18 protein-coding genes and 1 pseudogene are annotated in these 21,064 nt (G+C 70.1%); 8 read left to right on the top strand and 11 right to left on the bottom strand.

The features are described from left to right. Positions 1–23: 23 nt before the first annotated feature. Together rpmA and rplU are read right to left on the bottom strand one after the other, a co-directional pair. Positions 24–281, bottom strand: a complete 258-nt coding sequence (gene rpmA, locus ACR9Y5_RS09150; protein ID WP_064108854.1) for a 50S ribosomal protein L27 — start codon at positions 279–281, stop codon at positions 24–26. 41 nt (positions 282–322) lie between these two features. Beyond that, positions 323–631 carry a 50S ribosomal protein L21 gene (gene rplU / locus ACR9Y5_RS09145; RefSeq protein ID WP_310129035.1) on the bottom strand — a complete coding sequence of 103 codons (309 nt, stop codon included), beginning with the start codon at positions 629–631 and terminating at the stop codon, positions 323–325. Between the two features lie 301 nt (positions 632–932). On the opposite strand from rplU, the gene ACR9Y5_RS09140 reads away from it, so the two are divergent. Next, a complete protein-coding gene (locus ACR9Y5_RS09140) occupies positions 933–1,205 on the top strand; it encodes a DUF4031 domain-containing protein (protein WP_481297670.1) in 273 nt (90 codons plus the stop codon). 24 nt (positions 1,206–1,229) lie between these two features. Here the strand turns inward: ACR9Y5_RS09140 and ACR9Y5_RS09135 are convergent, their stop codons facing one another. Further along, entirely contained in the window at positions 1,230–3,746 is a 2,517-nt protein-coding gene (locus ACR9Y5_RS09135; protein ID WP_481297669.1) for an Rne/Rng family ribonuclease, read from the bottom strand. Positions 3,747–4,054: 308 nt separating this feature from the next. Here ACR9Y5_RS09135 and ACR9Y5_RS09130 point away from each other — a divergent pair, with 308 nt between their 5' ends. After that, on the top strand, positions 4,055–4,672 hold the full coding sequence (locus tag ACR9Y5_RS09130) for a vitamin K epoxide reductase family protein (protein ID WP_481297668.1): 618 nt from the start codon (positions 4,055–4,057) through the stop codon (positions 4,670–4,672). A gap of 105 nt (positions 4,673–4,777) precedes the next feature. Here the strand turns inward: ACR9Y5_RS09130 and ndk are convergent, their stop codons facing one another. The 5 genes from ndk to ACR9Y5_RS09105 form a co-directional block, all read right to left on the bottom strand. Further along, positions 4,778–5,200: a nucleoside-diphosphate kinase gene (gene ndk, locus ACR9Y5_RS09125; RefSeq protein WP_481297667.1), complete on the bottom strand. Its 423-nt coding sequence runs from the start codon at positions 5,198–5,200 to the stop codon at positions 4,778–4,780. Further along, complete coding sequence (locus tag ACR9Y5_RS09120; protein WP_481297666.1) at positions 5,197–5,613, bottom strand: DUF4233 domain-containing protein; 417 nt, start codon at positions 5,611–5,613, stop codon at positions 5,197–5,199. Before ACR9Y5_RS09120 ends, ndk begins: the two co-directional genes overlap by 4 nt. After that, positions 5,592–6,959 carry a bifunctional folylpolyglutamate synthase/dihydrofolate synthase gene (locus ACR9Y5_RS09115; protein WP_481297665.1) on the bottom strand — a complete coding sequence of 456 codons (1,368 nt, stop codon included), beginning with the start codon at positions 6,957–6,959 and terminating at the stop codon, positions 5,592–5,594. The genes ACR9Y5_RS09120 and ACR9Y5_RS09115 overlap by 22 nt, the downstream gene beginning before the upstream one ends. After that, positions 6,956–10,330 carry an isoleucine--tRNA ligase gene (gene ileS / locus ACR9Y5_RS09110; RefSeq protein WP_481297664.1) on the bottom strand — a complete coding sequence of 1,125 codons (3,375 nt, stop codon included), beginning with the start codon at positions 10,328–10,330 and terminating at the stop codon, positions 6,956–6,958. Before ileS ends, ACR9Y5_RS09115 begins: the two co-directional genes overlap by 4 nt. Before the next feature lie 319 nt (positions 10,331–10,649). Further along, positions 10,650–11,291, bottom strand: a complete 642-nt coding sequence (locus tag ACR9Y5_RS09105) for a TetR/AcrR family transcriptional regulator (protein ID WP_481297663.1) — start codon at positions 11,289–11,291, stop codon at positions 10,650–10,652. Positions 11,292–11,356: 65 nt separating this feature from the next. Between ACR9Y5_RS09105 and ACR9Y5_RS09100 the strand changes: the two genes are divergently transcribed. The 5 genes and pseudogenes from ACR9Y5_RS09100 to ACR9Y5_RS09080 all read left to right on the top strand — a co-directional run bounded on the left by ACR9Y5_RS09100 (position 11,357) and on the right by ACR9Y5_RS09080 (position 16,708). Next, on the top strand, positions 11,357–12,679 hold the full coding sequence (locus ACR9Y5_RS09100) for an MFS transporter (RefSeq protein ID WP_481297662.1): 1,323 nt from the start codon (positions 11,357–11,359) through the stop codon (positions 12,677–12,679). 132 nt (positions 12,680–12,811) lie between these two features. Beyond that, positions 12,812–15,430, top strand: coding sequence for a valine--tRNA ligase (gene valS, locus ACR9Y5_RS09095; protein WP_481297661.1), 2,619 nt, complete (start codon positions 12,812–12,814; stop codon positions 15,428–15,430). Between the two features lie 159 nt (positions 15,431–15,589). Beyond that, positions 15,590–15,874 (top strand): annotated as a pseudogene (locus ACR9Y5_RS09090) (GNAT family N-acetyltransferase); the annotation flags it as partial. A 70-nt stretch (positions 15,875–15,944) separates the two neighbouring features. Next, positions 15,945–16,436: an N-acetyltransferase family protein gene (locus tag ACR9Y5_RS09085; RefSeq protein ID WP_481297660.1), complete on the top strand. Its 492-nt coding sequence runs from the start codon at positions 15,945–15,947 to the stop codon at positions 16,434–16,436. Beyond that, positions 16,436–16,708, top strand: coding sequence for a hypothetical protein (locus ACR9Y5_RS09080; protein ID WP_481297659.1), 273 nt, complete (start codon positions 16,436–16,438; stop codon positions 16,706–16,708). The genes ACR9Y5_RS09085 and ACR9Y5_RS09080 overlap by 1 nt, the downstream gene beginning before the upstream one ends. Positions 16,709–16,727: 19 nt before the next feature. Here ACR9Y5_RS09080 and ACR9Y5_RS09075 read toward each other — a convergent pair whose 3' ends face one another. The 3 genes from ACR9Y5_RS09075 to ACR9Y5_RS09065 are packed head-to-tail and all read right to left on the bottom strand — an operon-like array spanning position 16,728 to position 18,864. Beyond that, on the bottom strand, positions 16,728–16,913 hold the full coding sequence (locus ACR9Y5_RS09075) for a hypothetical protein (RefSeq protein ID WP_481297658.1): 186 nt from the start codon (positions 16,911–16,913) through the stop codon (positions 16,728–16,730). After that, positions 16,910–18,172 (bottom strand): MFS transporter, encoded by a 1,263-nt coding sequence (locus tag ACR9Y5_RS09070; protein ID WP_481297657.1) that lies wholly within the window; start codon positions 18,170–18,172, stop codon positions 16,910–16,912. The genes ACR9Y5_RS09075 and ACR9Y5_RS09070 overlap by 4 nt, the downstream gene beginning before the upstream one ends. Next, on the bottom strand, positions 18,172–18,864 hold the full coding sequence (locus tag ACR9Y5_RS09065) for a helix-turn-helix domain-containing protein (RefSeq protein ID WP_481297656.1): 693 nt from the start codon (positions 18,862–18,864) through the stop codon (positions 18,172–18,174). The genes ACR9Y5_RS09070 and ACR9Y5_RS09065 overlap by 1 nt, the downstream gene beginning before the upstream one ends. 107 nt (positions 18,865–18,971) lie before the next feature. On the opposite strand from ACR9Y5_RS09065, the gene ACR9Y5_RS09060 reads away from it, so the two are divergent. After that, complete coding sequence (locus ACR9Y5_RS09060) at positions 18,972–21,011, top strand: M3 family metallopeptidase (protein ID WP_481297655.1); 2,040 nt, start codon at positions 18,972–18,974, stop codon at positions 21,009–21,011. Positions 21,012–21,064 lie beyond the last annotated feature (53 nt).

Raw genomic sequence — 21,064 nt, 5'->3', positions numbered from 1 at the left:
GAAGGTGTTGCTCGTGGTGAGGCTCAGGCCGAGGCTTCCACGATGTTGACGACCTTGCGGCCGCCCTTGGTGCCGAACTCGACCGCACCGGCGGCGAGGGCGAAGAGGGTGTCGTCGCCGCCACGGCCGACGTTCACGCCGGGGTGGAAGTGGGTGCCGCGCTGGCGGACCAGGATTTCACCCGCGTTGACGGTCTGGCCGCCGAAGCGCTTCACGCCGAGGCGCTGGGCGTTGGAGTCGCGGCCGTTGCGAGTGGAGCTCGCTCCCTTTTTGTGTGCCATGGTGTCTTCTCCTCGAGGCTGTCGGGCTACGTGGCCGTCGGTTACTTGATGCCGGTGATCTTGACGCGCGTGAGCTCCTGACGGTGGCCCTGGCGCTTCTTGTAACCGGTCTTGTTCTTGAACTTCTGGATGACGATCTTCGGGCCACGGAGGTCGCCCAGGACCTCTGCGGTCACGGTGACCTTCGCGAGCGACGCGGCATCGGAGGTGATCTTGTCACCGTCGACGAGCAGCACCGGTGCGAGCTCGACCGTGCCGTTCTCGTCGGCCTTGATGCGGTCCATCGTCACGATGGTGCCGACCTCGACCTTCTCCTGCCGGCCACCGGCGCGCACAACTGCGTAAACCACTTGTCAGTACCTTTTCGTCGGGGAACAGCTCCCGGCGCAGCCGCGGATCTGGTCCTGCTCTTCAACTTTTCTGGAATTCGCCTTGATCGCAAGGCACTGGCGAGTCCGCCCGGGAGCTTTCACACCCGGCGGCTCTCAGAAAACCATGATGGCGATGCGGGCCACGCCCGACACACACCAACGGTCAACTTTACCCGACGCCCAGGATGCCGTCAATTCGGCACCACCGCGGCGAACGGCCCGCAGAGGGCCGTCGGGACCGCACGGCTCCGCCAGTGGAACCGGTTCCTACAATCATTCTATGACGGTCCTGATCGATCCCCCGGCATGGCCGGCGCACGGCATGTTGTGGTCGCATCTGGTCAGCGACGCATCACTGGACGAGCTGCACGCCTTCGCGGAGGCCAACGGCATCCAGCGCCGGGCGTTCGATCTCGACCACTACGACGTGCCCGACCGGCGCTACGCAGAGCTCGTGGCGGCGGGGGCGCATCCCGTGCCGGGCAAGGAGCTCGTCGCGCGGCTCATCGCCAGCGGCCTGCGGGTGCGCGCACGCGACCGCCCGGGTCACTGACCCGGGCGGCGACGTACCCTGACGTCAGTCGGACGTGGGGAGCTTCTCGCCGCCCGCGATGACCGCGGTGCTGGCGCGACGGCTGCGGCTGCGGCCCTGGCCCGGCTCCTTCGGCTGCGGCAGCGCATCCAGCACGGAGTCGAGCAGGTGCTCGGTCTCCTCGGGCGAACGGCGGGCCGGCGTGTGGGTCGGAGCCGGCTCCGGCAGTTCGATCAGCGGAACGCCGGCCTCGGCGGTCTCGACGTCGATCTCCGCCACGTCCAGCTCGGTGGCCTCGACCGCGGCCAGCCCATCTTCGTCAGCAGTCCGCTCGTCGGCGGCCCACTCGGCCCCGGCCGGCTGCGACTGCTCGGATGCGGCGTCGCCGACCTGCTCGGCGGCCGGACGCTGCCGGTCGCCCTTGCCCTTGCGGCGGCGCTTCTTGGTGGCCGTGACCTCGGTCACCGTCACCTCGGCGATGGCGACCTCGGAGACCTCGCCGGCCTCCGCGGGCTTCGTGCCGTCCTCGTGGTGGTGGATGGTCGATGCGGCGATCTGCGCCAGCGCGTTCTTGGCGTCGTCGGTGATGGCGTGGGTGCCGGTGTGGCCGTTCGCGACGGGGACGCCGTTCGCTGCCCCGTTGCCGCCGCCGGTGGCTCCACGGCCGCGACGGCGCTCGTTCTGCGGCTGCTGCTGCGGCTGGCGGTGCTTGACCACCGGGTCGTGGTGGACGATGACGCCGCGTCCCGCGCAGACCTCGCACGCTTCGCTGAACGTCTCGAGCAGGCCGAGCCCCAGCTTCTTGCGGGTCATCTGCACGAGGCCGAGCGAGGTGACCTCGGCGACCTGGTGCTTCGTCCGGTCGCGGCTCAGGCACTCGACCAGGCGGCGGAGCACGAGGTCGCGGTTCGACTCCAGCACCATGTCGATGAAGTCGACGACGATGATGCCGCCGATGTCGCGCAGGCGCAGCTGGCGCACGATCTCCTCGGCCGCCTCCAGGTTGTTCTTGGTGACGGTCTCCTCGAGGTTGCCGCCCGAGCCGACGAACTTGCCGGTGTTGACGTCCACGACCGTCATCGCCTCGGTGCGGTCGATGACGAGCGAACCGCCCGAAGGCAGCCACACCTTGCGCTCGAGCGCCTTCTCGATCTGCTCCGTGATGCGGAACTCGTCGAACGCGTCCCGCTCGCCGGTGTAGGCCTCGACGCGGTCGAGGAGGTCCGGCGCGACCTGACGGAGGTAGTTCTCGATCGTCTGACGCGCGTCGTCGCCCGCGATGACGAGCTTCTGGAAGTCCTCGTTGAAGACGTCGCGGATGATCTTGATCAGGAGGTCCGGCTCGCTGTGCAGGAGCGCGGGCGCCTGCTGCGTCTCCACGCGCGAGCTGATGTCGGCCCACTGCGCGGTGAGGCGGTTGACGTCGAGCGTCAGCTGCTCCTCCGTGGCGCCCTCGGCGGCCGTGCGCACGATCACGCCGGCGCTCTCCGGGAGCACCTCCTTGAGGATCTTCTTCAGCCTCGACCGCTCGGTGTCCGGCAGCTTGCGGCTGATGCCGTTCATGGAGCCGTTGGGCACGTACACGAGGTAGCGGCCCGGCAGCGAGATCTGGCTGGTGAGGCGGGCGCCCTTGTGGCCGACCGGGTCCTTGGTGACCTGCACGAGGACGCGGTCGCCGCCCTTCAGCGCGAGCTCGATACGTCGCGGCTGGTTGCCGGTCTCGACGGCATCCCAGTCGACCTCGCCGGAGTACAGCACGGCGTTGCGGCCGCGGCCGATGTCGACGAACGCGGCCTCCATGCTGGGGAGGACGTTCTGCACGCGACCGAGGTACACGTTGCCGATGAGGGACGCCTCCTGCGAGCGGGCGACGTAGTGCTCGACGAGCACCTTGTCCTCCAGGACGCCGATCTGGATGCGGCCGCCCTTCGAGCGCACGATCATCTGCCGGTCGACCGACTCGCGGCGCGCCAGGAACTCGGCCTCGGTGATGACCGGACGGCGTCGACCGGCGTCGCGGCCGTCGCGGCGGCGCTGCTTCTTGGCCTCGAGGCGGGTGGAGCCCTTGACCTTCTGCGGCTCGGTGATCAGCTCGGGCTCGCGCGGGGTCCGCACCTTGACCACCGTGTTCGCGGGGTCGTTCGCGCCCTCGCGTCCGGTCTCTCCCGCGCGGCGGCGCGAGCGGCGGCGCACTCCGCCGGCCGGCTCCTCGTCGGCGTCGGGCAGCGGCGGGAGCGGCAGGATGTCGGGCGCCTGGAACAGCAGGGTGGTCGGCGGCAGGCCGGGCGCTGCTGCGGCGACGACCGGCGGCTCGTCCTCTCCGTGCTTCTCCGGGAGGGCGGGCGGCTCGTGCGCGGCGGGTGCTCCTGCCTCGGCCGGTGCCGTAGCCTCCTGCGCCGTCTCGGAGGCCTCAGGCTCGGAAGCGGATGCGGGCGGTTCGTCACCGAACGCGGGCGAGGCCTTCCTCACCACGCGTCGCGTGCCGAAGAGCCCTTTGCGCTTCCGTCCTCCTGTCTCCGTCTCGTTGTTGTCCGTGTTGTCGATATTCTCGTTATCCACCATCGCTGGTGCACTCCTCGACCGGTCGGCGGTTCCCCGCTCGCCGGGTACTCTCCGTCGGGAGGCGGCGCGTGCGGCGCCTCCCTCAATCCTGTTCGGATGCCGCCGGGCTCGTGGCGCCGTCTGCATCCGGTTCACTGTTCGCGCCGGCCTCCAGGGCCGGCATTTCCCGGGCACTCCAGGCGCCCGCAAGCCTTCTGTCGCTGTTCCCGGCCGGAGCCGGGACGACTGCTGCAACGATTATCGCACGCCTGCGCCTCCCGGCGGTCGCCTCCCAGGACGACACGCAGGGGGCATGCCATAATCCGAGGGTGTCAGCCAGTCCCGCCGAGGTCGCCTACCGCCGCCCGACCGCTCTCGCCGTCTTCCTGATCATCGCCGGACTGATCGGCCTCTGGGCCGCCTTCATGCTGACGGTGGACAAGTTCCACCTGCTCGAGAACCCGGACGCCCAGCTGTCCTGCAACTTCTCGGTGCTGGTCGGCTGCTCGAAGAACCTGAACTCCTGGCAGGGATCGCTGCTCGGCTTCCCGAACCCGCTCCTGGGGATCGGCGGGTGGACCGCCACGATCGCCGTCGGCGTCGGCCTCCTGGCGACCCGGGCGCGTTTCGCCCGCTGGTACTGGATCGCGTTCAACGTGGGCGTCGTGCTGGCGCTGGTGCTGGTCATCTTCCTGATCACCCAGTCGCTCACCGTGCTGAACGTGCTGTGCCCCTGGTGCATGGTGACGTGGGTCGTGACCATCCCGACCTTCTGGGCGGTGACCCTCTACAACCTCAAGGAGGGCAACATCCCGCTGCCGGAGCGCGCTCGCGCGTTCTTCCGCACGCTGTACGGCTGGGTGCCGCTGATCACGATCGTCTGCTACGCGATCGTCGCGGTGCTGGCGCAGCTGCAGCTGGACTGGATCCACCGCGCCTTCGTCTGACGCGACGCGACCCGCTCGGCAGACATTCGTGCCGAATGTCCCCTCTCAGCGGGCAGGAGGCGACATTCGGCACGAATGTGGCGCGCGCGGGATGCGCGGTGCGGGTCAGTCGAACCAGAGGGCCAGCTCGCGCTGCGCGGACTCGGGCGAATCGGAGCCGTGCACGAGGTTCTGCTGCACCTTGAGACCCCAGTCGCGGGCGAGGTCGCCGCGGATGGTGCCCGGGAGGGCGGTCGTCGGGTCGGTCGCGCCGGCGAGCGAGCGGAAGCCCTCGATGACGCGGTTCCCGGCCAGCCGGATGGCGACGATCGGTCCCGACTCCATGAACTCCACCAGCGGCTCGTAGAAAGGCTTGCCCTTGTGCTCGGCGTAGTGCTGAGCGAGCAGGTCGCGGTCGGCCTGCAGCATCCGGAGGTCGACGAGCGAGTAGCCCTTCGCCTCGATCCGGCGCAGGATCTCGCCGGTCAGGTTGCGGGCGACCCCGTCGGGCTTGATGAGGACGAGGGTCTCTTCGACGGCGGTGGTCATGGATTCTCCGTTCCGTTGTCGGCCGCGGATGCGGCCGCTCGATTGTTGCGGTCGATGCGTGCGGCGGCGATCATGCAGTACGCCCACATGGCGGTGAAGATCGCGCCGACGATGAAGAAGGCGGGCACGAGGATGCCGGCGGCCACCACGATCAGCTGAACGATCCAGCCGAGCACGACGCCTGCGGTGTACCGCAGCAGCCCGATCGCGACGATCATGAGCGCGATCAGCGCCGTTCCCCCGCCGAGCGCCAGCCAGGCCGGCAGCGCGTGCAGGCCGAACAGCACGAGCGCGCCGAGGAACACCACGACCAGCTCGAAACCGAGCACGATCGAGCCGAGCAGCTCGCGCAGGGAGCGCTGACGCCGCACCCGGCCCTGCGGCGCGTCGGTCACGACGCGGCCTGCTTCCACTCCTGCTCCTCGGCGTAGGCCATCGCCTGGCCGACGAGCACGATGCTCCCTGCGACGACGACCGCGCGCCGCGGCTCCTCGCCGGCCCACTCCCGGGCCGACTCGAGCGCGTCGATCGGATCCGAGTAGACGATCGTCGCCTCGTCGCCGACCTCCTCGCGCACCAGGTCGCCGAAGTCCTCCGCGTCCCGCGCCCGCTCGGAGTCGGGCTGCGTCACGAAGAACTGCGTGGCGACCGGGGCGAGCGCGCGGATGACGCCGCGCGCATCCTTGTCGCCCAGGATGCCGATGACGAACGTGATCTCGTCGAAGTCGAAGTAGCTGCGGAGCGCGTCGGCCAGCGTCTCGGCGCCCGCGGGGTTGTGCGCGGCATCCACCAGGATGCTCGGCTCGATGCCGATCAGCTGCAGGCGGCCGGGAGAGGTGGCCGTCGCGAAGCCCTCCTCGACGAGGTCCGTCTTGAGCGGCTGCGTGCCCCGGCCGAGGAACGTCTCGACCGCGGCGACCGCGACGGCGGCGTTCTGCGCCTGGTGGTCGCCGTACAGCGGAAGGAAGACGTCCTCATAGGTCGCCGCGCGTCCGCGCACCGTCACCAGCTGGCCGCCGACCGCCACGCGCGTGCTGTCGACGCCGAAGTCGGCGGGCTGCTCGGCGAAGGTCGACTCGGTGAGCTCCGACGCCTCCCGCAGCACGCGGTCGGCCTCGGGGGTCTGCGCCGACGAGACGACATCGGCGGACGGCTTGATGATGCCGGACTTGGTGCGCGCGATCTCTTCGATGGTGTCGCCCAGCGCCTTCGTGTGGTCGAGCGCAATCGGCGTGAACACGGCCACCTGGCCATCGCCGACGTTGGTCGAGTCCCACTCGCCGCCCATGCCGACCTCGATCACCGCCACATCCACCGGGGCGTCCGCGAAGGCCGCATAGGCGAGCGCGGTGAGCGCCTCGAAGAACGTCAGCGGCTGCTTGCCCGCCTCCGTCAGCTCCGCATCCACGATCTCCAGGTACGGGCTGATGTCCTCCCAGTTGCGCACCAGCGACTCGTCGTCGATCGGCTGCCCGTCGATGACGATGCGCTCGTTGAAGCGGACCAGGTGCGGGCTCGTCAGGAGGCCCGTGCGCAAGCCGTAGGCGCGCAGCAGGCTCTCGGCGATGCGGCTGGTCGAGGTCTTCCCGTTGGTGCCCGTCACGTGGATGATCGGGTACGCCCGCTGCGGATCGCCGAGCAGCTCGACGGCCCGCCGTGTCGCGTCGAGCCGGCGCTCGGGGGCGCCCTCCCCGACCCGCGCCAGGAGTGCCTGGTAGACCTCGTCCGCGCGCTCGCGGAAGTCCTCCTCGTCGGTCACGACTCCACCTCCACCTTGGTCACGCCGACGGTGAACGCGCCGGCGTTGGCGAACTGCCCCGCCTCGAACCGCTTCTGGAACGCGCCGTCCGCCGCGGCGATCTCCATCGCCAGCGCGAGCGTCTCGGTCGCGATATCGACATCGCCCGCGAGATCGAGCGCGCGGGCGTCGTCCTCGTGGTCGAACGCCAGACTGAGCCGGATGCGGTCGCTCACGTCGAGCCCCGCCGCCTTGCGCGTGTCCTGCACGGCCCGGATGATGTCCCGCGCGAGACCCTCGGCCTCCAGCTCCGGCGTGGTCGCGGTGTCGAGCAGCACGAAGCCGCCGCCGGTGAGCAGCGCGAGCGCCGACGAGTCGTCGCCGCCCGATGCGGTCTCGAGCACCAGGTCGTACTCGCCCTCGATCAGCTCGATGCCGCCGACCGTCACCACTCCGTCCGTCTCGCTCCAGTCGCCGGCGCGGGCGGCCTGGATGACCTGCTGCACCTGCTTGCCGAGGCGCGGCCCGGCGGCGCGGGCGTTGACCGTGAGGCGGCTCGTGATGCCGTACTCCGCCGCACTCTCGTCGCGCAGCTCGACCAGCTCGACCGCCTTGACGTTGAGCTCGTCGCGCAGGATGCCCTCGAACGGACGCAGCGCCCCCGCGTTCTGCGCCACCACGGTCAGCGACGCCAGCGGCAGCCGCACCCGGCGGCCCGCCTGCTTGCGCAGGGATAGGGCTGTCGAGCTGATCGCGCGGATGCGGTCCATCGCGTCCACCAGCGCGTCGTCGGCGGGGAACTCGCCGGCCTCCGGCCAGTCCGTGAGGTGCACGGAGCGGCCGCCGGTGAGGTCCTTCCAGATGCGCTCGGCGACGAGCGGCAGCAGCGGCGCGGCGACCCGGGTGAAGGTCTCCAGCACCGTGTAGAGCGTGTCGAAGGCTTCGGAACCCGTGCCGTCCTCGCCCACACCCTCCCAGAACCGGTCGCGGGAGCGACGCACGTACCAGTTGGTGAGCACGTCGGCGAAGTCGCGCAGCTTGGCGGCGGCGAGCGTCGAGTCGAGTCCCTCCAGGTCGGCCGTCACGGCCTCCACCAGGTCGCGGGTCTTGGCCAGGAGGTACCGGTCGAGCACGTCGCTGGACGCGGTCGAGCGCTTGGCCTCGTAGCCCGCCGCGTTGGCGTACAGCGAGAAGAAGTACCAGGTGTTCCACAGCGGGAGCAGCACCTGGCGGACGCCCTCGCGGATGCCCTCCTCGGTGACCACCAGGTTGCCGCCGCGCAGCACGGGGCTCGACATCAGGAACCAGCGCATCGCATCCGACCCGTCGCGGTCGAAGACCTCGTTCACGTCCGGGTAGTTGCGGAGCGACTTGGACATTTTCTGCCCGTCGCTGCCCAGCACGATGCCGTGGCTGATCACGTTCTTGAACGCCGGACGGTCGAACAGCGCCGTCGCGAGCGTGTGCAGCAGATAGAACCAGCCGCGGGTCTGCCCGATGTACTCGACGATGAAGTCGGCCGGGTTGTGGGTGTCGAACCAGTCGCGGTTCTCGAACGGGTAGTGCACCTGGGCGAACGGCATCGACCCGGAGTCGAACCAGACGTCGAGCACGTCCGGGATGCGGCGCATCGTCGAGCGGCCGGTCGGGTCGTCCGGGTTCGGGCGGGTGAGCTCGTCGATGAACGGGCGGTGCAGGTCGGGCTCGCCGGCCGCGTTCAGCGGAAGACGACCGAAGTCGCGCTCCAGCTCCTCCAGCGAGCCGTACACATCCACGCGCGGATAGGACGGGTCGTCGCTCTTCCACACCGGGATCGGCGAGCCGAAGTACCGGTTGCGCGACACCGACCAGTCGCGGGCGCCGGCCAGCCACTTGCCGAACTGGCCGTCCTTGACGTTCTCGGGCACCCAGGTGATCTGCTGGTTGAGCTCGCCCATCCGGTCGCGGAAGTCGGTGACACGCACGAACCAGCTGGAGACGGCCTTGTAGATGAGCGGGTTGCGGCAGCGCCAGCAGTGCGGATACGAGTGCTCGTAGCTCGCCTGGCGCAGCAGCCGGCCCTGCTCCTTGAGCAGGCGGGTCAGAGTCTTGTTCGCCTCGAACACCTGCACCCCGGCGACCTCCGGCACGTCGGGCAGGAAGCGGCCGCCGTCGTCCACCGAGATGATCACGGGGATGCCCGCGGCCTCGGTGACGCGCTGGTCGTCCTCGCCGTAGGCGGGCGCCTGATGGACGATGCCGGTGCCGTCCTCGACGGTCACATAGTCGTCGACCAGGATGCGCCACGCGTTCTGCGTGCCCCACTTCTCGGTGTCGGCGTAGTAGTCCCAGAGCCGGTCGTACTCGACGCCGTCGAGCTCGGAGCCCCGCAGCGTGCCGGTGACCGCCGCCAGCGCATCCGCGGGCGAGTCGTAGCCGAGGTCCTTCGCGTAGTTGCCCACGAGGTCCCGGGCGAGCAGGTAGCGGCCGCTCAGCACCTGCTGGTCGGGGTCGCCGTGCGAGTCGGCGGCTCCGTGCGGGCCTGCGGGCAGCACCGCGTACTCGATGTCGGGTCCGACTGCGAGGGCGAGGTTCGTCGGGAGGGTCCACGGGGTCGTCGTCCAGGCGAGGGCGCGCGTGCCGGTGAGCCCGAGCACCTCGGCCTTCTCGCCGACCAGCGGGAAGGTGACCGTGACGGTCTGGTCCTGCCGCATCTTGTAGACGTCGTCGTCCATCCGCAGCTCGTGGTTGGACAGCGGGGTCTGGTCGCGCCAGCAGTAGGGAAGCACGCGGTAGCCCTCGTAGGCGAGGCCCTTCTCGTGCAGCTGCTTGAAGGCCCAGATCACCGACTCCATATAGCTGGTGTCGAGCGTCTTGTAGTCGTTGTCGAAGTCGACCCAGCGCGCCTGGCGGGTGACGTACTCGCGCCACTCGCGGGTGTAGCGGAGCACCGAGTCCTTCGCCGCCTGGTTGAAGGCGGCGAGACCCATCTCCTCGATCTGGCTCTTGTCGGTGATGCCGAGCTGCCGCTCGGCCTCCAGCTCGGCGGGAAGGCCGTGGGTGTCCCACCCGAAGCGGCGCTCCACCTTCTTGCCGCGCATGGTCTGGAAGCGCGGGAAGACGTCCTTCGCGTAGCCGGTCAGCAGGTGGCCGTAATGCGGGAGGCCGTTGGCGAACGGCGGCCCGTCGTAGAAGACCCACTCCTCGGCGCCGTCACGGTTGTCGATGGAGGCGCGGAAGGTCCCGTCCTTCTCCCAGAACGCGAGGACGTCGGTCTCGATCTCGGGGAAGACCGGGCTGGCCACGACTTCCTGGCGCTGAACGTGGGGGCGCCGTGCTTCGGGGCGCTGTGCGTCGGGGCGCTCTGAGTCGTCGTCGCGCGACGAGTCCGGCGCGGACTTGGGGTACGGCATCTCTCTCCTGGCAGATTCTCACGTGCTGCACGAGGACGCCGGACGCTCTCACGCCCGTCGCGGTACCACCCCGCTTGCCCGCTCCGCCTCCGTCGCCGGGGAGGGCCACTCATCTCGCGGCTGTGACGGGCCGTACCCGTTCGGTTCTACTGAGCGCTGCGCGCCGTTCTTCCGAAGACTCGCCGGCGATGCCCGGGTCGCTGTCTGTGCCGTCCATCCTACCGGCTCCCCGCGCCTCCGCCATCGAGTCCTCACTTAATGCACGCGACACGCCATGCGAGCGTGCGTTAAGTGAGGACTCGATGATGGGGAGACGGGGTCAGAGGAGGGGGGCGTAGCCGGCGCAGACCGGGGCGACGGCGGTGCGCACGAGGGGGGTGAGCGGGCCGCGGCGGACGCCGGCGCGCGCCCAGGCGGCTGCGGCCGAGACGGCGGCGCCGACGACCGCGGTCGCGGCGGCGCGCGGGAGGAGGGCGTCGGAGGGCAGGCCGGCGCGTGCGGCGACGAACGCCTCCAGCCGGCGCACCAGTGCTACGAAGCGGGGAAGGGCGGAGGCCTGCAGTTCCGCATCCGTGCCCATGAGGTCGACCTGCGTGACGGCGAGGGGGAGGCGGCCCGGGCCGAACGCGTCCGCGAGGCGGGTGACCGCGTCGAGCACCGCATCCATCGGCGCCAGGTCGGCGGCCACGGAGGCGACGGTGGTGTCGAAGGCGGCGAGCGCCTCGTCGACCTCGAGCCAGAGCAGGTCGCTCTTCGAGCCCACGTAGTTGAAGAAGGTGGCCCGGCTCACCCCGGCCCGCCGCGCGATGTCGTCGACCGTGGTTCCCGCGTAGGTCTGCTCGAGGAACAGCTCCGCCGCCGCCTCGGCGAGCATCGCCCGCGAGGACGAGCGGGGCCGCCCGCTGCCGGACGCGCGGGAACCCGACCCGGAGGACGTACTCGGGGAATGCGGCTGCGGCATGCGGCGTTCCCCCTCGTGCCATTATTGGACCCGGTCCACATACTATTCACCTTCGAAGGACTCCCGTGACTACCACCACAGCCCCCGTCCGCAGCGAGACCGATCGCCCGGGCATCACCCCGGGCACCGCCCGGCGCGTCACCATCGCGTCGTTCGTCGGGACGGCGCTCGAATCGTACGACTTCTACCTCTACGCGTACTTCGCGGCGTTCTTCGTCGGTCCCCTCTTCTTCGCGCCGCTCGGATCGTTCGGCGGGGCGCTGGCCGGGTTCCTGGCGATCGCCGCGGGCTTCGTCATCCGCCCGATCGGCGCGGTCGTGTTCGGCAACCTCGGGGACCGGATCGGGCGACGCCCGACGCTGCTCATCACCATCCTGCTGATGGGGCTCAGCACCGGTCTCGTCGGCGTGCTGCCCACCTACCAGGCGGCCGGATGGTTCGGCGCGATCGCGATCGTCCTCCTCCGTCTCGTGCAGGGCTTCTCGGTCGGCGGCGAGTGGGGCGGCTCGATCCTTCTCGCGACCGAGTACGCCAACCCGAAGCGCCGCGGCTTCTACGCGGCACTCCCCCAGCTGGGCTCGCCGGTGGGCTCCATCCTGAGCGCCGTCGTCTTCATCGTGCTCACCCTGAGCATGTCGTCGGCCGACATCGCGGCGTGGGGATGGCGCATCCCGTTCCTGACCGCGTTCCCGCTGCTCCTCGTCTCGCTGTACCTGCGGTGGTCCATCGACGAGACGCCCGTCTTCCGGAAGCTGCTGGAGACCGGGCAGCGCGACCGCTTCCCCGTCGTCGACGTGTTCCGCAAGGCGCCGACCGGCTTCATCATCGGGATCGGCGCGGCCGTCCTCGGCATCGGCTCCTACTCGCTGATGAACACCTACATGGTCGACTACGGCACCGCGGTGCTGGGCTTCAAGTACCAGGACCTGCTCGTCGCGACGACCATCGGCGGCCTGCTGCAGCTCGTCACCATCCCGCTGTTCGGGCTGTGGGCCAACCGGATCGGGTCGGCGCGCGTCGTCGCGATCGGTGCGGTGGGGACGCTGCTGGTCGCGTTCCCGATGTACTTCCTGCTGCAGTCCGCCTCCTTCGCGGTGCTCGTCGGCAGCATGATCATCGGCGGCATCCTGCCCACCCTCTCGTGGGCGGGACTCGGCGGGCTGATGTCCGATCTGTTCCCGAGCGACGTCCGGTACAGCGGCCTCTCCGTCGCGTACAGCATCGCGGCGCTGCTCACCTCGTTCGTCCCTGCGCTCACGCTGATCTTCGGCCAGGCGACCGGGAACGCCTGGTGGCATCCGGGCATCGTGCTGGCCGTCATGTCGCTGATCACCCTGGTCGCCGCCGTGTTCGCCGCACGCCGGAAGCCGATCATCGACGAGGTCTGACGTCGGCTGCGGACGCGGCTGCGGACGCGTTCCCGGACGCGTCCGCAGCCGAGTTTCGATACGCTGGAGGGGACCCCTACACTCAGGCACCCCGTGGACACGGTGCCGCACATATCGACTCGGAGGACCCCTATGAGCGAGAACACGCCCGCCGCTCGCGTTCCGGACAAGCCCGCACTGGAGGGCCTCGAGTCGAAGTGGGGTGACCGCTGGCAGCAGGACGGCACCTTCCTGTTCGACCGTGAGGGCGCTCTCGCCGCCGGCCGTGACAGCGTGTACTCGATCGACACCCCGCCGCCGACCGCCTCCGGGTCTCTGCACATCGGCCACGTCTTCAGCTACACGCACACCGACGTGATCGCCCGCTTCCACCGCATGCGCGGACAGAAGGTGTTCTACCCGATGGGGTGGGACGACAACGGCCTGCCGACCGAACGCCGCGTGCAGAACTACTACGGCGTTCGCTGCGACCCGTCGCTCCCCTACGACCCGGACTTCACACCTCCGTTCGAAGGCGGCGACAACAAGAGCACCAAGGCGGCGGACCAGAAGCCGATCTCGCGCCGCAACTTCATCGAGCTGTGCGAGCGGCTGACCGAGGAGGACAAGAAGCAGTTCGAGGCGCTCTGGCGCACGCTCGGCCTCTCGGTGGACTGGTCGCAGACGTACCGGACCATCGGACGCGACTCGATCCGCACCTCCCAGCTGGCGTTCCTGCGCAACATCGCGCGCGGCGAGGCGTACCAGGCGCAGGCGCCGACGCTGTGGGACATCACCTTCCGCACCGCCGTCGCCCAGGCCGAGCTGGAGGACCGCGAGCAGCCGAGCGCGTATCACCGCGTCGCCTTCCACACCGCCGACGGGCCCGTGTACATCGAGACCACCCGTCCGGAGCTGCTGCCCGCCTGCGTGGCGCTGGTCGCGCATCCCGACGACGAGCGGTACCAGCCGCTGTTCGGCACGACGGTCCGCACGCCGCTCTTCGACGTCGAGGTCCCCGTGGTGGCGCACCACCTGGCACAGCCGGACAAGGGATCGGGCATCGCCATGATCTGCACCTTCGGCGACATCACCGACGTCACCTGGTGGCGCGAGCTCGACCTCCCGAACCGCGCGATCATCGGCTTCGACGGCCGCATCCTGCCCGAGCCGCCCGCGGTGATCAGTTCGGAGACCGGCCGGGAGGCGTACGCCCAGCTGGCTGGCAAGACCGTGTTCTCGGCGAAGCAGGCGGTGGTGGAGCTGCTGCGCGCGTCCGGCGACCTCGACGGCGAGCCCAAGCCCATCCAGCACCCGGTGAAGTTCTTCGAGAAGGGCGACAAGCCGCTCGAGATCGTCTCCACCCGCCAGTGGTACGTGAAGAACGGCGCCCGCGACGAGGACCTGCGCGCGCGGCTCATCGAGCTCGGCCGCGAGATCGACTGGCACCCCGACTTCATGCGCATCCGCTACGAGAACTGGGTGAACGGGCTCACCGGCGACTGGCTCATCTCGCGCCAGCGCTTCTTCGGCGTGCCGATCCCGGTCTGGTACCCGCTCGACGCGGTCGGCAACCCGCTGTTCGACGAGCCGATCCTCCCGACGGAGGAGATGCTGCCGGTCGACCCGTCGTCCGACACCGCGCCCGGGTTCGAGGAGGTGCAGCGCGGTCAGGCCGGCGGCTTCGTCGGCGAGCACGACGTGATGGACACGTGGATGACGTCCTCCCTCACCCCGCAGCTGGCCGGCGGGTGGATGCGTGACGACGAATTGTTCGACGCCGTCTTCCCGTACGACCTGCGCCCGCAGGGTCAGGACATCATCCGCACCTGGCTGTTCTCGACCCTCCTGCGGGCGAAGCTCGAGGCGGATGCGGCCCCCTGGCGCAACGCAGCCCTCTCCGGCTTCATCGTCGACCCCGACCGCAAGAAGATGTCGAAGTCGAAGGGCAACGTGGTGACGCCCGCCGACATCCTGGAACGCCACGGATCGGACGCGGTGCGCTACTGGGCCGCGTCGAGCAAGCTCGGCACGGACGCGGCGTTCGACCCGCAGAACCCGACGCAGATCAAGATCGGCCGCCGTCTGGCGATCAAGCTGCTCAACGCAGCGAAGTTCATCCTCGGCTTCGACGCCCCCGCCTCGCTCGACCTCGACCGGGTCACCAGCCCGCTCGACCGCAGCATGCTGCAGAACCTCGCCGGTGTCGTGGCCGACGCGACCACGGCTCTGGAGAACTACGAGCACTCCCGGGCGCTGGAGATCGTCGAGCCGTTCTTCTGGACGTTCTGCGACGACTACCTGGAGCTCGTGAAGGAGCGTGCCTACGGCGAGGCCGGCGAGGAGCAGGCCTCGGCGGTCGTGGCGCTCCGTGTCGCGCTCTCCACGTTCCTCCGCCTGTTCGCGCCGGTGCTGCCGTTCGCGGCCGAGGAGGCCTGGAGCTGGTCCGAGGAGGGCTCGGTGCACGTGGCGCCGTGGCCGGCGGCGACCGAGGTCGCCCTGGACTGGAGCGCCGACGGCGACGTCCTCGCGATCGTCGGTCGCGCGCTGACCGGCATCCGCGGCGCGAAGACCGCCGCCAAAGCGTCACAGCGCACCCCCGTCGACTCGGCCGTCATCGCCGGTCCGGCCGCGGAGATCGCCGCCGTCGAGTCGGCCGCGGGCGACCTCCGCTCGGTGGGCAGAATCGCCGACCTGCGGTTCGCCTCCGCCGACGAGCTGCAGGTGACCGATATCCTGCTCGCCGCGGCCCCGACCGAGGAGGAACGATGACCATCACCGTCCGAGGCGTCCAGGACAACGAGTTCTTCACCTGGCTCGACCTCTACGTCGGCTACGGCGAGTTCTACGAGAGGCCGGTCACCGACGAGAAGGCTCTGCTGGTCTGGAGCTGGATCTCCGACCCGGAGAACGAGCTCGAAGGCGTATTTCGCCGTCGACGAGGAGGACGCCCCGATCGGGCTGGCGCACGTGCGCGAGTTCGTCCGTCCCCTCGACGGCAGCAAGGGCCTGTACCTCGACGACCTGTTCGTGAGCCCCGACGCGCGTGGCGCCGGAGCCGGCTCCGCCCTGCTGGAGGCCCTGCGCGACAGCGCAAAGGAGCGCGGCCTGTCGGTCGTCCGGTGGATCACGGCGAAGGACAACGAGACCGCGCGGCGCCTCTACGACAGGTTCGCCGAGAAGACCACGTGGGTCACCTACGATCTCGTCCCCTGAACGGGAGCGTTATATGGTCGGAACACGCACCGGACTCACAGCCGGGCGCGAAACGCGAACGGAGGAATCCATGTCGATCGAGGTTCGACCGGTCAAGGACGGCGATTTCTTCGCCTGGCTCGACGTGTACGCCAAGTACGCGGAGTTCTACGACACCCAGCTGACCGACCAGAAGGCGCTCGTCCTGTGGTCGTGGCTGACGGCTCCCGAGCACGAGGAGAGCGGCTACGTCGCCGTCGACGGCGACCGCATCGTGGGCCTCGCCCACGTGCGCGAGTTCGCCCGCCCGCTCGAGGGCGACCGCGGCCTCTTCATCGACGATCTGTTCGTCGTCGAGGAGGAGCGCACGAAGGGCGTCGGCGGCGCACTGCTGCAGAAGGCGCGCTCGATCGCCGAGGAGCGCGGGCTCGGGGTCGTGCAGTGGATCACCGCCCACGACAACCAGACCGCCCAGCAGCTCTACGACTCGGTCGCGGAACGCACCTCCTGGGTGACCTACGAGATCGACCTCGCCAAGGCCACGGCTACGGCGACGGCCACGACCGAGGCGGGACGCGCCTGATGCAGCTCGGCACGCGCTGGGCCGTCGGCGAGGCAGCGCCCGCCTCCCTGCCCGAGGTCGTCGCCTATGCGGTGCAGACCGTCGAGGAGGAGCTCGTCGCCACCGACGTTGCGACCACCGGCTGGAGCTGGACGCTCACCTGGCTGGAGGGGAAGCCGGTCGTCACGCTCGATGACGGCACCGAGATCCGCTACAACCCGCAGGAGGACTCGGCCACGATCACGCAGCAGGTCGAGGTCGACACGTCGGACTACGACGAGGACGAGGCGTAGCACCCTCGCGGCGACACGGTCACCGCGGGAGCTGGGGCAGCATCCGTGCGGCGGTGTCGCGCGTGCCCTCGACCCTGGCGACGCGCTCGGCGTGACCCAGGTCGCGGGCGAGCGGGCGGTCGCCCCAGGCGGTCAGCGCCCGGCCGAGGCGGACGGCGACGCGGTGGGTGAGCGGACGGTGCACGGGGACGAGGACGGCGGTCATGACGGTTGCCCTTCCGGAACGGGTTCGGCGACGGCGGGCGCCTGAGCGGACGCCGACAGGATGAGACGGGACGCGATGAGCGTCAGGACGACCACCAGCCCGCCGCCGATGACGAACGGCAGCCGGAGGTCGATGCGGGCGACGAAGCCGCCCAGGACGGTGGCGATCGGGGTGAGCCCCCACCCGATGGTGCGCACGATGCCGAGCGCACGGCCGAGCATGTCGCCGGGGATGACGGCCTGGCGGAGCGCGCCCCATGGCACGTTCCACACGGCCACGCCGAAGGCGCCGATCGCGTAGGCGGCGATCGCGATGCCGACGTTCGCGGTGAGGCCGACGCCCAGGATGCCGACCCCGCTGATGAGGATGGCCCAGAACATCACCCGGCCGCGACCGAAGCGGACGACGAAGCGGCTGGAGACGAGCGCGCCGACGAGCGCGCCCACCCCGATGGCCGCGGTGACCACGCCGATCAGCGCGGCCGGGACGTCGAAGGTCTGCAGCAGGAGGAGCACGACGCTCCCCTGCGCGAACGCGAGGGCGGACGCGGTGATCGACGTGAGCACGATCATCCAGCGCAGGAAGCGGTACTCCCACAGGAAGCGGATGACAGCGGACAGCGGCGGCCGTTCGACGGCGTCCTCCGCGGCGCCGCCCGCGCGGGGCGCGGCATGGGCGGCGGCCGCCGGGATCGTCAGGGCCAGGAGACCCGCGACGAGGAACCCCGCACCGGTCAGCCAGATCGGCAGCACGACGGCCACGGCGAACAGGAACCCGGCGACGGGCGTCGCGATGAAGTTCTGGATGGTGATCTCGGCCGACTGCATCCGCCCGTTCGCGCGGTCCAGCTGGTGACGGGACACCAGGGCGGGCACCACGGTGGTCGTCGCGTTGTCGAAGACGGTCTCCCCCAGGCCGAACGCCAGAACACAGGCGTAGAGCAGCCAGATGGTGAGCGCATCCGTGGTGATCAGCACCGCGAGCAGAGCGGCGACCGCGAAGCGGAGCGAGTTCGCGACGGCCATCGCGATCCTGCGGTCGACCCGGTCGAGCAGCATCCCGGCAGGGATGCCGAAGAGCAGCCAGGGCAGGAACGTCACCGCGCTGACGCCGGCGATGAGCGCCGGGTCCCGGGTGAGCGTCGTCGCGATGAGCGGCACGGCGGTGCGCCCGAGACCGTCGGCGAGGTTGCTCGCGATGGCCGCGGTCCACAGGCGGGCGAAACCGCGCCCGAGAGAAGTGGCCGCCGTGCCGCCCATCAGCGCTCCTCCTGCTCCACGAGCGGGAAGGCGTTGAACTGCACCTGGACGCGCTTGCGCTCCGCCGGGGCCGCCCCTCCCTCGGCGGCGGCCGCCTCGGCCTCCGCCTGCTGCGCCTTCCACTTCTGCTTCAGCCGGTCCTGCAGCGCGTAGTACTCCCGGCCGAGCTCCGCGAGCTGCTCGCGGGTGAGCTCCAGGTGGGACGTCGAGAGCGTGCTCGACTCCATCCACTCGAACCCGAACGTGTCCAGACCGCGCCGCAAGTAGGTGGAGAGACGGCGCTCGTTGTTCTGCTGCCAGCCGAGCGAGATCAGCTCGTTGGCTTCTCGCCCGGCGGGGGTGTCCAGCGTCTCCGCGGAGCCGATGGTCACGCCGCCCGGGGCCATGCGCCACCAGCGCTCACGTCCGGAGCCGCGCTCCGTGTCCTCGACGATGATGTCGTGCTTGGCCAGCTGGCGGAGGTGGTAGCTCGTCGCACCGCTCGACTCCCCCAGGCGTTCCGCCAGCATGCTCGCGGTCGCCGGCCCGAAGTCGGACAGCTCGTTCATGAGCTCGACCCGCAGCGGGTGCGCGAGGGCCCGCAGCGCGGCCATGCCCAGCGCATCCTCATGGGGCCACCGGCCGCCGGCCACGCCGCCGGCCGCGGGTGCCGCGCTCGCCGCGGGCTGTGCCGGCAGCTCTTCGTTCGTCATGGCTCCATCGTAGAACCGCAAAGGTTTCTTTGCAAGCTTCCCTTTGCATTCATTCGTTTGCAACGAATCCTTTGCGTCATCCGGTGGCGGCTGTCTAGGCTGGGAGCATGGCCGACACGTCGAACCCCTTCTTCGCACCCAGCACCCTGCCGTACGGGCTCCCGCCCTTCGCCGAGATCCGCGACGAGCACTACCGTCCCGCGTTCGAGCGCGGTTTCGCGGAGCAGCTGGCCGAAGTGGATGCGATCGTCGCGACCGACGACTCCCCCACCTTCGAGAACACCATGGTGCCGCTGGAACGGTCGGGCCAGGTGCTGCAGCGCGTCGCCGAGGTCTTCTTCAACAAGAGCTCGTCCGACAGCACCGACTTCACCAACGCCCTTGAAGAGGAGATCGCGCCCCAGCTCGCCGCGCACAGCGACGCCATCCGGCTGAACCAGCGGCTGTACGAGCGCATCGCCGACCTGCACGCGCGGCTGGACGAGCTGGGCCTGGATGCGGAGTCGCGGTACCTGGTCGAGCGCTACTACGCCGAGTTCACCCTGGCCGGCGCCGGGCTCGACGAGGCCGGCAAGGAGCGGCTCCGGGCGTACAACCAGCAGCTCTCGACCCTCACGACCCGTTTCGAGAAGAACCTCCTCGCCGACACGAACGACCTCGCCGTGGTGTTCGACACCGCCGAAGAACTGGCCGGTCTCGGTGAGAGCGAGCTCTCCGCCGCCGCGCAGGCCGCGGCGGAGCGCGGACTCGAGGGCAAGTTCGTGGTCACCCTCGTGCTGCCGACGGGACACCCGTGGCTCGCCGACCTGACGAACCGCCCGTCCCGGGAGCGGATCATGGCGGCCTCGCGCTCGCGCGGCATCCGCGGGGGCGACAACGACAACCGCGACCTCGTGCTCCAGATCACCCGGCTGCGCGCCGAGCGCGCCCGGCTGCTGGGCTTCGACACGCACGCCGCCTATGTCACCGCCGACGAGACCGCCCGCACCCCGGAGGCCGTCGCCGACATGCTGGGGCGTCTCGCACCGGCAGCGGCCCGCAACGCGCGCGCGGAGCAGGCGGACCTGCAGCGCCAGCTGCCCGACGGCGAGACCGTCGAAGCCTGGGACTGGGCGCACCTGACCGGCAAGGTGCGCGCCGAGAAGTTCGACGTCGACTTCGCAGCGATGCGGCCGTACTTCGAGGCCGAGCGAGTGCTGCACGACGGTGTCTTCTCTGCCGCGAACCGTCTCTACGGCATCAGCTTCACCGAGCGTCCGGACCTGGTGGCCTACCACCCCGACGCGCGCGTCTTCGAGGTGCGCAACGAGGACGGCAGCGGTCTCGGGCTCTACATCCTCGACCTGTACACGCGCGACTCCAAGCGCGGCGGCGCGTGGATGAACCCGCTGATCGCGCAGTCCGACCTGCTCGGAACCCCCACGGTCGTCGTGAACAACCTCAACGTGCCGAAGCCTGCGGCAGGCGAGCCGACCCTGCTCACCTATGACGAGACGCACACCCTCTTCCACGAGTTCGGCCACGCGCTGCACGGCTTGTTCGCCCGCGTCACCTACCCGAAGTTCGCGGGCACCAACGTGTTCCGCGACTTCGTCGAGTTCCCCAGCCAGGTGAACGAGATGTGGATGCTGTGGCCCGAGATCCTCGAGAACTACGCGGTGCACCACGTCACCGGCGAGCGGATGCCGCAGGAGCTCGTCGACCGGCTGCACGCCGCGGAGGGCTTCAACGAGGGCTTCGCCACCAGCGAGTACCTCGCGGCCGCGCTGCTCGACCAGGCGTGGCACCGGATCACCGCCGACGACGAGGTGACCGACGTCGCCTCGTTCGAGGCGGACGCCCTGGCCGCCGTCGGGCTCGACAACCCGGCCGTCCCTCCCCGCTACGCGAGCACCTACTTCGCGCACACGTTCTCGGGCGGGTACGACGCCGGCTACTACTCCTACATCTGGAGCGAGGTGCTGGATGCCGACACGGTGGAGTGGTTCCGCGAGAACGGCGGCCTGCTGCGCGAGAACGGCGACCGCTTCCGCAACCGCCTGCTGGGCGTCGGCGGGTCGAAGGATCCGCTGGAGGCGTACCGCGACTTCCGCGGCCGGGACGCCGAGATCGAGCCGCTGCTGAAGCGCCGCGGGCTGGACAACTGAGCCTAGCCCGCCTCACCGGCCACCCTCTACGCTGAGCCCAGTCGAGAGGGGGT

The sequence above is a fragment of the Leifsonia sp. KNZ13-11D genome (assembly GCF_056754895.1).
Note: the sequence above shows the minus strand (reverse complement) of the source record. Positions and strands in the feature narration are given on the sequence as shown.